We start from the raw sequence: 11,780 nt of genomic DNA, 5'->3' as shown, positions 1-11,780 counted from the left end.
CACCAAATTTTTTGGACAATACTGTCGCAATCGCTGCTGTCAGTGTAGTTTTACCGTGATCAACGTGACCAATTGTACCGACGTTGACGTGCGGCTTGGTGCGTTCGAACTTACCTTTTGCCATTTTATTCTTCCTTCAAAAAGAACGATTTATTAACATAGTACCTACCCCGCTGGGGGTAGGTTTATTTGATACGAATTACTTAGCTTTGGATGTTACGATTGCATCGATAACGTTCTTAGGCGCTTCAGAGTAGTGCTTGAATTCCATGGAATAAGTTGCACGACCTTGAGTTGCTGAACGCAGGGATGTAGAGTAACCAAACATCTCGGACAAAGGTACTTCAGCTTTAATGATTTTGCCGCCACCGCCAGCAATTTCATCCATGCCTTGAACCATACCACGACGGGAAGACAAGTCACCCATCACAGTACCAGCGTAGTCTTCTGGTGTTTCGACTTCAACAGCCATCATTGGTTCCAGAATAACTGGGCTTGCTTTACGGCAGCCATCTTTGAACGCCATCGAACCCGCCATACGGAACGCGTTTTCGTTGGAGTCAACGTCATGGTAAGAACCGAAGAACAGTGTAACTTTAACGTCAACCACTGGGTAGCCAGCCAATACACCGGATGTCAATGTTTCGCGAACACCTTTTTCAACCGCAGGGATGTATTCACGTGGAACAGTACCGCCTTTGATCGCGTCAACGAATTCAAAACCTTTACCTGGTTCTTGCGGTTCGATCTTCAATACAACGTGACCGTATTGACCACGACCACCCGATTGTTTAACGAACTTACCTTCGATCTCTTCGCAAGTTTTGCGAATTGTTTCGCGGTAGGCAACTTGTGGTTTACCAACAGTTGCTTCCACGTTGAATTCACGCTTCATACGGTCAACGATAATATCCAGATGCAACTCACCCATACCGGCAATAATTGTCTGACCAGATTCTTCGTCTGTACGTACGCGGAAAGATGGATCTTCAGCAGCCAAACGGTTCAATGCCAAGCCCATTTTCTCTTGGTCAGCCTTAGTTTTTGGCTCAACAGCTTGAGAAATAACAGGCTCTGGGAACACCATACGTTCCAGAACAACGATTGCTTTTTCATCACACAGCGTATCACCAGTTGTTGTGTCTTTCAGACCAACTACCGCAGCGATATCACCGGCCATCATTTCTTTGATTTCTTCACGTTGGTTCGCATGCATCTGAACCAGACGGCCGATACGTTCTTTTTTCTCTTTAACAGAGTTATAAACGCTATCACCTGAATTCAATGTACCTGAGTAGCAACGGATAAAGCACAATTGACCAACGAACGGGTCAGTTGCGATTTTAAATGCCAACGCAGAGAATTTCTCTGTATCTTCTGCTTTACGCACAACTGGCTCATCATCGTCATTCACACCAGGAACTGGTGGAATATCAACTGGGGATGGCAAGTATTCAACAACCGCATCCAACATCGCCTGAACGCCCTTGTTCTTAAACGCTGTACCACACAGCATTGGAACGATTTCAGAAGCGATAGTACGTGCGCGCAATGCTTGCTTGATGTCGGCTTCAGACAAATCACCTTCTTCCAGGTATTTGTTCATCAGCTCTTCACTGGCTTCAGCAGCTGCTTCAACCATGTTTTCACGCCATTTTTGCGCTTCAGCGACCAGATTCTCAGGAATATCACGGTATTCGAACTTCATACCTTGAGATGCAGTATCCCAAATGATTGCCTTCATCTTAACCAGATCGATAACACCTTCGAACAAGTCTTCAGCACCGATAGGCACTTGCAGAGGTACCGGGTTAGCTTTCAAACGTGCACGCATTTGATCGTACACTTTGAAGAAGTTCGCGCCAGTACGGTCCATTTTATTGACGAATGCCAAACGTGGAACTTTGTACTTATTAGCTTGACGCCAAACTGTTTCGGACTGAGGCTGAACACCGCCCACTGCACAGTAAACCATGCAAGCACCATCCAGAACACGCATAGAACGCTCAACTTCAATAGTGAAGTCAACGTGGCCTGGTGTATCGATGATGTTGATGTGGTGAGGAGCGAAGTTGTTCGCCATACCGCTCCAGAAGCAAGTTGTCGCTGCTGAAGTAATAGTAATACCACGTTCCTGCTCTTGCTCCATCCAATCCATGGTAGCAGCGCCGTCATGTACTTCACCGATTTTGTGATTTACACCGGTGTAGAACAGAACGCGTTCAGTTGTCGTCGTTTTACCTGCATCAATGTGAGCGGAAATACCGATATTGCGGTAGCGCTCAATGGGGGTCTTACGGGCCATAGATAATCCTAAATCTTTTAATGGACAAAACCGAGCGCAATTTTTTTGTAAAAATCGCGCCCGGCCTGATTCAAAATACTTGCCAGAGCCGTTGCATAAATATCATACAAAGGCTCCCTACTCTTACTCTTAGAAGCGGAAGTGAGAGAAGGCCTTGTTGGCTTCTGCCATACGATGGACTTCATCACGTTTCTTCATTGCACCGCCACGACCTTCAGCGGCTTCCAGCAACTCTCCACCCAAACGTTGTGGCATGGATTTTTCGCTACGCTTGTTAGCGGCTTCACGCAACCAACGCATAGACAAAGCTAAGCGGCGAACTGGACGAACTTCTACAGGCACCTGGTAGTTTGCACCACCAACACGGCGGGATTTAACCTCAACCAGTGGTTTTGCATTGTTGATTGCCAGAGCGAACACTTCCAATGGATCTTTACCAGATTTTTGTTGGATGTGGTCGAATGCACCGTAGATGATGCCTTCAGCAACAGACTTCTTGCCGGACAACATCAATACATTAACAAATTTTGCTACTTCTACATTACCGAATTTTGGATCCGGCAATACGTCCCGTTTCGGGACCTCACGACGACGTGGCATTTCAATTCCTTTCAATCTTCAGTTGAGCACCAAATAACACTTTACTGGCACTCGCGACAGGCCATCATAACCAGTCACTTACTCGGCTCATTCCGAACCGACACTGATCCGTAAATTTTACGGAGATTAAATTACGAGATAATTACTTCTTAACTGCCTTAGCGCGCTTAGAACCATATTTGGAACGAGCTTGCTTACGGTCTTTAACACCTTGGGTATCCAATGCGCCGCGAACCATATGGTAACGAACACCTGGCAAATCCTTAACACGACCACCGCGCAGCAAAACTACGCTATGTTCTTGCAGGTTATGACCTTCACCGCCGATGTACGAAATAACTTCGAAACCGTTGGTCAGGCGAACTTTAGCAACTTTACGCAAAGCCGAGTTAGGCTTTTTTGGAGTTGTAGTATAAACGCGGGTGCAAACGCCACGTTTCTGCGGGCTGTTTTCCAGCGCCGGCGATTTGCTCTTTACACGTGCGGAAACACGTGGTTGGCGAATCAGTTGATTGATGGTTGGCATCGTTTTTAATCCAACAAAATACAACGTTAAACACAAACCCGGAAACGGTTGCCCGGGAACTAAGAATCATTTTTTACGTCCGTTTATATTCAGACGAGCCCGATTTATTTGAATTTGCCTGCTTTTTAAGCAATCAATTCACATAATGTTATGCAAACAAATAACAAAAAAGTGCAAACCCAAAATCGAGAACTCGCAATTTTATGCCCCATTACACAAGCCTGTCAACGATTTTTATTCAGCGTGCTTGCGAATGCATAGATGAAATGAGAACTCTCAGGGTAGAAAATTTCTTCGATAAATCAAGTATTTCCGTGTTTTGAAAAAAATTTCAGATTAAAGCACTTGCATCGCAAGATGTCGCTTTTGTCACTTTAACGTATTTGACAATCGCTATTGCGAAGTCCTAACCACAAGCTCCACAAATCATTTATATTGTCGCGCTTTGCTTAAAAAACGTGCCATTAATAGATTAATTTATTTTTATTACTACTTTTCTACGCCTTTTTTACTCGCTTCTTTGACCTTAAGACTCGCCGGACAACGGCAAAAGCCATGATGACGCGTTTTTCACTCAGATCACTTCGACCACTATGGTCACTAAGACCTGGTTCTTGCTTTTTGCTAGGCAGCTATATTTTGCTGTCGGCAGTCGCGTTTTTTTCATTCGCAATTGGCAAGCCTGTTGAACATGCGTGGCAGCTATTTTTTACTGAAGCGATAGCATGGGTCGTTTTCTGGGCGGCATTTCAAAGCCCGCGCTGGTTTCACTATCTTCTGTTGCCGGCAATGCTGGCAGTGCCGGTTGAAATTTATTTGCGCCTTTACTTTGGGCAAGGCATCTCTACCCATCATCTGGGTATTATGTTTGAGACCAGCCCAAAAGAAGCAATGGAATTTCTGGGGCAGAAGGTTTGGTTATTATTAATCTTAATTATCGCTATTTGTGGCTGGTGGGGAATAAGCCTCAAAGCGGCGCGCTCCAGCCCAGAACTGACATGGCGGCATTTCTCGCGCTGGATCGTCATTGCCGTGGCTTTGCTTGGCACGGCCATCTGGCAATATGGTAATTGCGTGGGGATCGCAGCCACACCAGTTGTCGCACCTAGCAACCCGGATAGTAGCGATGAAGACGAGGCGCCCGTTATCACTCCGACCACCGAAACTAAAGGAAGAGCGCTAAGCAACCCTGATCTGGAACGCCTGCGCCAACGCCTTGCCAAGAGCCCCGGCAAGCTACCCGCCTGGGCAGCGATACCTTACAGCGAAGAGGTAATGACGCAAACCTGGCCATTTGGACTGGTCTCATATGCGATCGACTTCTGGAACGAACGCACTTATTTTCAGGAACTATCAGAAGAAAACCGCAACTTTCGCTTCCACGCGAAGCTAATTGGCGATCCTAAGGCGCCGCAAACGGTAGTGGTGGTGATTGGCGAATCGTCTCGATTTGATCGTTGGAGTTTGAATGGGTACAAACGTGACACTAACCCACGTCTCTCTTCTGAAAGCAATCTCGTCAGTCTGAATGATATGGTGACGCCGGTCACTGCCACTCGCTTATCGGTACCGATCATTGTTTCGCGCAAACCAGCCACAATGGGTTTAAAAGCAGGTTTTTCAGAAAAGTCATTTTTAACAGCTTACAAAGAAGCAGGCTTCAAGACGTTCTGGATTTCTAATCAGATGAGCTTCGGCAAATTTGATACACCGGTATCCGCATTTGCAAAAGAAGCGGATGTGACTGCATTTCTGAATCTGGGTGGATTTACCAACAACTCGAATTTTGACGATGTATTGCTTACGCCGATGAACCAGGCAATGCAAGATCCGAGTCCAAAGAAGCTGATTGTCTTACATACCTTAGGCAATCACTGGAATTACAGCCACCGCTATCCTAAAGAATTTGATCATTGGCAGCCATCACTATTCGGCATCGTTGATCCTGAATATACAGATCTAAAAAACAAAGACGCGTTAAACAATAGCTACGACAATTCTGTTCTTTATACGGATTGGATCCTGGGTGAGCTCATAGAGAGGTTGAAGGCCAACAATCAGCTAAGCACCATGATGTACGTGTCAGATCATGGACAAACCTTGTATGACGGCGATTGTTTATTAGCATTCCACGGACATAACACGCAGTTTGAGTTTCATATTCCAGCTTTCATCTGGTATTCCGATGCATATGGGGAGCAGTTCCCGGAAAAAATCGAGCAGTTACACAAGCATCAAAAATCCAAGTTATCAACAGAAAACGTGTTTCATACGCTACTAGATATGGGCAACATTCAATATCCGGACGAAAAACTTGAATGGAGCATTTTGAATAGCCAGTTGCAAAGGCATACCCGTTTTGTCGATAGTCATGGCTGGGTCGACTATGACCATGCCGATATGAATGGTTCATGCCGCGAAGTCATTGCGAAAAAGCCAGTGCGCAAGAAGAAAAAGGGCCGAAAATAGATGTAAATTCAAAATTTCACCGAACTTCTTACTGCATTTGATGCCAAAAGATCGCAGTGAGACATCCAATAGTCGTTTCATTGCAGGAAATACACTATCTCGCTTACACTTGCTCCATGCCTATTGATATCCCGCCTACCCTCACCATTAGCACTTCCAATGAGCCCGTATTCACCGCGGCGGGCGCATGGGTAGTCAATGCTCTCACGCATGGCGACCGGCTCAAGCAATTAAGTGCGGAACTCAGCAAGGCAATGGTATTAAACAACGCACAATGGGATTTACGCCAGATAAACAATCTTGATCATGTCGGCGCGCAAACACTGTGGAGCGCATGGGGAAAAAAGCGGCCCAAACATTTGATCATGCAGCCCGCACATGAAGGTATTTTTGAGCGACTTGAATTAGTTACCGCCATGCCTTTGCCAGTTGTACCTAAACCACGACTGACACGTACCATGCAACTAGGCGCGGTCGTGCTTGGATTTTTTGCCCATTTACTCAGCTTCAGTAGCTTGCTTGGGCAATTGATGCTGGATCTTGGCCGTTTTGCGCAGCGCCCATGGAAAGGTCCATGGAAAGAATTATCAGCCAACATTTACCGCATGGGTGCGCAAGCCCTAGGCATTACTGCCTTGGTCGGTATTTTGATTGGTATTGTTTTGTCGTATTTATCTGCACAGCAATTGCGCGCATTCGGTGGCGATTTGTACATCGTTAATCTGCTGGGTATGAGCATCATTCGTGAGCTCGGTCCTATGCTGGCAGCGATTTTAGTGGCAGGTCGTTCCGGTTCTGCCATCACGGCACAACTTGGCGTCATGCGTGTCACAGAAGAATTAGACGCGATGCGTGTGATGGGTATTCCACATGGTTTCAGGTTGATTATGCCTAAGGTACTGGCCCTTGTGATCGCCATGCCACTACTGATTATCTGGACCGATATCATGGCATTAATAGGCGGCATGATTTCAGCGGAGGCCTTGCTTGGTATGTCGCCAGCATTTTTTATTTATAAATTGCCTGACGCGGTTCCGTTACTCAATTATTGGATAGGACTGGGAAAAGGTGCGACGTTTGGTTTGCTCATCGCCCTCATCGCCTGCCATTTTGGCTTACGTATTGAGCCCAATACCGAAAGTCTGGGGCGCGGCACTACCAGCTCGGTAGTCATTTCCATCACAGTTGTGATTATTGCAGACGCTGTATTTGCCATTATCTTTAGCAAAGTAGGATACTGATTGATGACATCCGATTACATCATCGATATTCAAGGCTTGCGTACCCAGTTTGGTCGCACTGTCGTGCATGACAATTTGGAACTGCAAGTTAAACGCGGTGAAATTTTGTCTATCGTCGGTGGGTCGGGTACCGGCAAAACCGTGTTGATGCGTCAAATGCTGGGTCTGGAAAAACCACGGCGAGGTACGATCAAGGTTTTTAATGAAGATATACACGCGCCGAAAGAAGGACACCTGAATTATTTGCGTAAGCGCTCCGGCATGTTGTTTCAGCATGGTGCGCTGTACTCTGCCTTGAGCGTGTTTGATAATGTTGCGCAACCTTTGCGTGAATTCGGCAAGTTGCCCGAAGAACTCATCACCGATCTCGTTTATCTGAAATTGCAAATGGTCGACATTGCGTTTGAGCATGCCCGCAAAATGCCCTCGGATTTGTCCGGAGGAATGATCAAACGGATCGCTTTAGCACGGGCACTGGCGCTCGATCCGCAATTACTGTTTCTGGATGAACCAACCGCCGGACTCGATCCAGACCGCTCAGACAGCTTCGTACAATTAATCCAGTCGTTACACCGACAACTTGCTTTGACCGTAATTATGGTGACGCACGACCTCGACAGCCTGTTTGCACTTTCAAACCGGATTGCGGTACTGGCGGAAAAACGCGTTATCGTCATTGGATCGCCACACGAAGTGGTGGCGTTTCCGAACCCATTTATTAAAAGTTTCTTCCTCGGCGGGCGCGGCCTGCGGGCGATGGAAGTCATGACTTCAGCAACCAATTAGGAAAGCCATGGAAAACCGATCTCATGCTCTTATTGCTGGCTTTTTTACCATTGCTTTATTGGTAATTACTGCCATGTTCGCGATTTTTTTGGGACGAGATAAGATACAACGTATCCCTTATGAAATTGTGACCAGCTCCTCGGTGTCAGGCTTAAATCTGCAAGCCGCAGTGCGCTACAAAGGAATTAAAGTCGGCAATGTAACCGATATCAACTTCAACCCCAAAGTGCCCGGTCAAATCATACTTCGGGTCGAAGTCATCCCGACTACACCAGTGACCAGTGCCACATTTGCAACTCTGGCGTATCAGGGTGTCACCGGGATTGCTTTCGTTCAGCTTGATGATGATAAACAACAAGGTCACGCTTTGCTCGCCAGCACGCAAGATGACGAAGCATTGCCGCGCATTCCTTTACGGCCAAGTATGTTGCAAAACTTAGAACAAAAAGGCATTGCAATTCTGAGCCAAACTGAAGAACTCACCAAACGCATCAACAACTTACTCGACCCGCAAAATCCTTCTTCACTGATGTCGACGATAGATCATGTCGGCAAAGCGGCAGAACAATGGGGAACCGTACCTGCACAGATTGCACCGAGCCTGAGCAAACTTCCGGCGCTGATAGATCAAACCCACAGTACACTAAGCTCGGTAAAAAGTTTGTCCGTCGATGCGAATAAATTTACTCAAAATCTAAACCAGCTCAGTAGTCAATTGCAGTCTAGCGAAGGACCGATTGCACATTTTAATAACACCTTGGATCAAATCAGTAACGGTATTACGACTGAAACCTTGCCACGCATACAAACGCTGACCAGCGATGCCCGTAGCAGCTTACGATCGCTCAATCGTACGACTGAAAATTTGAACGACAGACCACAAAGCATCTTGTTTGGTAACCCAGCGCCAGCGCCAGGCCCAGGTGAGCCAGGGTTCGTTGCACCTGCGTCAGCATCCGAATAAAGGAAATCTTATGTCACGCTTTTTTCGCACTCTCACTCATTTCGCTGACAAACCATATTTGCCTCTACTGGCAGCCAGCTGTCTGATGTGTCTACTCAGCGCCTGTTCGGGCAATGCCGCAATACAACGGCAGCAATATGACTTTGGTCTACCGGCTATTCCTGCGGTTGGCAATGGTTCGTCCAAATTACAGGTCAGCCTTGCAGATATTCAAGTTGTGCCAGCACTCGACAGCAATGCCATGTGGTATCGCTTGCAATACGATAATGCACAGCAACTTAAAGCCTATGCACAAGCGCGTTGGAGCATGCCGCCAGCGCAGCTATTAGCGCAACGCTTGAAAATTCAAATGTTGGCAACTGGCACGCAAGTCATCAACGCCAATGATGGGATTGTGACGCAACCAGTTCTACGTATTGAGCTTGATGAATTTTCGCAAGTCTTCACAAGCAGCACAAATAGCCACGCACAAATCAATGCACGCGCTGTTCTGAGCAAAGGAAAAATGATCCTGGCACAACGTAGCTTTAGCGTGCAATCTCCGAGCAAAACTCCTGATGCCTCAGGTGGTGCCCGCGCGATGCAAGAAACGAGTGATGCGTTGATCAGTGAAATACAACAATGGCTGACGCAATTAGCTGCGGTCTGATTTGCATCATGCGATGAATCAAATTGAACCTACAGCAACCCCGAAAACACTGCGCAGTTCCCCTTTTGCGCGGGCGAGTCTGGTCGCTTACCTTTTTCTGATTTTGTATGCGAGCTGGTATCCATTTACTGGTTGGCGTGCTAACAACCTATCAGCTCTGCCAGATGTAATCCGGCAGTGGCCGCACTATTGGACGGTGTTTGATGTCAGTACCAATATCGTCGGCTATGTCCCGTTTGGAATGCTGATCGTGTTCTCTCTGTACCCACGAGTTAATCGTTGGTGGGCGGTATTGATCGCGATTTTATGTGGATCGGCGGTGTCAGCAACTGCAGAGTTAGTACAGTACTTTTTACCTACCCGCGTTACGTCTATGCTGGATTTTTTGACCAATGCCAGCGGTGCGGTGATAGGCGCGCTGGCAGGTGCATTGTTAACCCCTTTGTTAATCGAAAAAGGGCGCTTGCAATTACTGCGCAAACAATGGACGTACCAGGAATCTAGCAGGGAAATTGTCATTTTAGGTCTGTGGCCTATGGCACAACTGTATCCACAGGCGTATCTGTTCGGACTGGGGCAATTTTCCCCCTTGTTGTCTCAACATTTGACCAATTTTTTTGAGATGGACATCGATCTGAGCGCCTTCTTTTTACAAGGAATCGAACCCAATGCGGATGCCTATTTATTAGCGGAAGCCTTCATTACAGCTTGCGGTTGCACTGGTGCCATTCTGATTTGCCTGAGCTTACTTAATCGCCATGCGCCGAAATTTATTCTGGCTCCGTTGCTCCTCTTGATGGCGTTAATCTGCAAATCTCTCGCCTGCGCACTGCTGTTCAACCCTGAATATGCGTTTGCGTGGTTTACCCCCGGTGCCCGTGGCGGCTTGCTGATTAGTCTGATAATGTTGTACGGCTTTTCATTTGCGCCAGTGCATGTACAAAAGCGTTTAGCCTTTCTTTTGCTAATAATCTCGATGGTCGTCGTCAACTTGTTACCTGATAATCCTTACTTTGAAGTAACAATGCAAACCTGGGTACAAGGAAAATTTTTGAACTTTAATGGTGCTGCACAGTTCTTATCGATGTTTTGGCCATTTCTTGCTCTCTGGGCACTGTTACGCAAGCCGCGCGCGGGATGATGCGGGTTTGCAGTATTATATTGCCTTAACTTTGCAAGTCGGTCTTTACTGACATGCTCCACTGCAACAACTACAAACAATCCCATCATGTCTGAACCACTGTATTTTCAAAAGCATGTCTTTTTCTGCATGAACCAACGCGACGATGGTCGGCCTTGCTGCGCTGATCGTGGCGCTCAGGCTGCGCAGGAACATGCAAAACGTCGGGTTAAACAACTCGATATGAATGGTCACGGAAAAATCCGTATCAATAAAGCTGGATGCCTGGATCGCTGCGAAGAGGGCCCAGTGATGGTGGTCTATCCGCAAGGCACCTGGTACACCTTTGTCGATCAATCTGATATTGATGAAATCATTGACGTCGATCTGATCGGTGGCGGTGTGGTCGAACGTTTGAAATTACCAAATACATGAATGCACAAACTGAACATTTTTTGATCACCGGTGCTGCTGGCTCATTACAATGCGCACTCGATTTACCTGATCCTGAAACACAGGGATTGCCAAAAGGATTAGCCCTAGTTGCCCATCCCCACCCTTTGTATGGTGGAACCATGGACAATAAAGTAGCGCAAACATTGGCACGTACCTTCACCGGACTGGGTTACGCCGCAGTCAGAATGAATTTCCGCGGTGTCGGCGAGTCAGCGGGTACACATGATGCTGGTGTCGGTGAAACCGACGATATGGCCTTGCTGCTGCTGCACATGCGTGAACGCTTTCCCGGCTTACCTGTAGCACTGGCCGGATTTTCTTTTGGTACCTTTGTGCAAGCGAGTCTGCAACAACGTCTGATCGCCGAAAACAACGCCGCACAACGTTTAGTATTGATCGGCGCTGCAGCCGGAAAATGGGCGATGCCGGACATCCCCGCAGATACAATTTTGATTCATGGCGAGCTGGATGACACTATTCCGCTCTCTGCGGTACTCGACTGGCTACGTCCTCAGGACATTCCGGTGACGGTCATTCCTGGAGCTGACCACTTCTTTCACCGCCGCCTGCACCACATCAAGCAATTGGTCACTAGTTTGTGGGACAAGTCCTGATAAAACATCGTACTTAGCTCTACAACGATTCTCTCTTTTTTTTGTTTTTA

General features: G+C 47.1%; 12 protein-coding genes. 8 read left to right on the top strand and 4 right to left on the bottom strand.

Annotated elements, in window-relative coordinates; all coding sequences use genetic code 11:
* The 4 genes from H8K32_RS17910 to rpsL all read right to left on the bottom strand — a co-directional run.
* The coding region (locus tag H8K32_RS17910; RefSeq protein ID WP_017454492.1) for a GTP-binding protein at nucleotides 1-124 on the bottom strand (124 nt) is incomplete at its 3' end.
* Nucleotides 125-199: 75 nt separating this feature from the next.
* Nucleotides 200-2,305 carry an elongation factor G gene (gene fusA, locus H8K32_RS17905; protein ID WP_186913922.1) on the bottom strand — a complete coding sequence of 702 codons (2,106 nt, stop codon included), beginning with the start codon at nucleotides 2,303-2,305 and terminating at the stop codon, nucleotides 200-202.
* A 129-nt stretch (nucleotides 2,306-2,434) separates the two neighbouring features.
* Nucleotides 2,435-2,905: a 30S ribosomal protein S7 gene (gene rpsG, locus H8K32_RS17900; protein WP_162039546.1), complete on the bottom strand. Its 471-nt coding sequence runs from the start codon at nucleotides 2,903-2,905 to the stop codon at nucleotides 2,435-2,437.
* Between the two features lie 142 nt (nucleotides 2,906-3,047).
* Complete coding sequence (gene rpsL, locus H8K32_RS17895; RefSeq protein WP_186913921.1) at nucleotides 3,048-3,431, bottom strand: 30S ribosomal protein S12; 384 nt, start codon at nucleotides 3,429-3,431, stop codon at nucleotides 3,048-3,050.
* Between the two features lie 555 nt (nucleotides 3,432-3,986).
* On the opposite strand from rpsL, the gene H8K32_RS17890 reads away from it, so the two are divergent.
* The 8 genes from H8K32_RS17890 to H8K32_RS17855 all read left to right on the top strand — a co-directional run bounded on the left by H8K32_RS17890 (nucleotide 3,987) and on the right by H8K32_RS17855 (nucleotide 11,730).
* The gene (locus tag H8K32_RS17890) at nucleotides 3,987-5,900 is read left to right on the top strand and encodes a phosphoethanolamine transferase (RefSeq protein WP_246447455.1); all 1,914 of its coding nucleotides are present in this window, start codon (nucleotides 3,987-3,989) and stop codon (nucleotides 5,898-5,900) included.
* 116 nt (nucleotides 5,901-6,016) lie between these two features.
* Nucleotides 6,017-7,141 carry an MlaE family ABC transporter permease gene (locus H8K32_RS17885; RefSeq protein WP_186913920.1) on the top strand — a complete coding sequence of 375 codons (1,125 nt, stop codon included), beginning with the start codon at nucleotides 6,017-6,019 and terminating at the stop codon, nucleotides 7,139-7,141.
* 3 nt (nucleotides 7,142-7,144) lie between these two features.
* Nucleotides 7,145-7,927: an ABC transporter ATP-binding protein gene (locus tag H8K32_RS17880; RefSeq protein ID WP_186913919.1), complete on the top strand. Its 783-nt coding sequence runs from the start codon at nucleotides 7,145-7,147 to the stop codon at nucleotides 7,925-7,927.
* Between the two features lie 7 nt (nucleotides 7,928-7,934).
* Nucleotides 7,935-8,891 (top strand): MlaD family protein, encoded by a 957-nt coding sequence (locus H8K32_RS17875; protein WP_186913918.1) that lies wholly within the window; start codon nucleotides 7,935-7,937, stop codon nucleotides 8,889-8,891.
* Nucleotides 8,892-8,901: 10 nt separating this feature from the next.
* A complete protein-coding gene (locus tag H8K32_RS17870; protein ID WP_186913917.1) occupies nucleotides 8,902-9,540 on the top strand; it encodes an ABC-type transport auxiliary lipoprotein family protein in 639 nt (212 codons plus the stop codon).
* Nucleotides 9,541-9,553: 13 nt separating this feature from the next.
* A complete protein-coding gene (locus H8K32_RS17865; RefSeq protein WP_186913916.1) occupies nucleotides 9,554-10,681 on the top strand; it encodes a VanZ family protein in 1,128 nt (375 codons plus the stop codon).
* Between the two features lie 87 nt (nucleotides 10,682-10,768).
* Nucleotides 10,769-11,095, top strand: a complete 327-nt coding sequence (locus H8K32_RS17860) for a (2Fe-2S) ferredoxin domain-containing protein (protein ID WP_186913915.1) — start codon at nucleotides 10,769-10,771, stop codon at nucleotides 11,093-11,095.
* Nucleotides 11,092-11,730, top strand: coding sequence for an alpha/beta hydrolase (locus H8K32_RS17855; protein WP_186913914.1), 639 nt, complete (start codon nucleotides 11,092-11,094; stop codon nucleotides 11,728-11,730). Before H8K32_RS17860 ends, H8K32_RS17855 begins: the two co-directional genes overlap by 4 nt.
* Nucleotides 11,731-11,780 lie beyond the last annotated feature (50 nt).

The sequence above is a fragment of the Cognatundibacterium jejuense genome (assembly GCF_014284255.1).
GTDB classification, from domain to species: domain Bacteria; phylum Pseudomonadota; class Gammaproteobacteria; order Burkholderiales; family Burkholderiaceae_D; genus Undibacterium; species Undibacterium jejuense.
The sequence above is the reverse complement of the archived record's forward strand: the minus strand, read 5'-3'. Positions and strand labels throughout refer to the sequence as shown.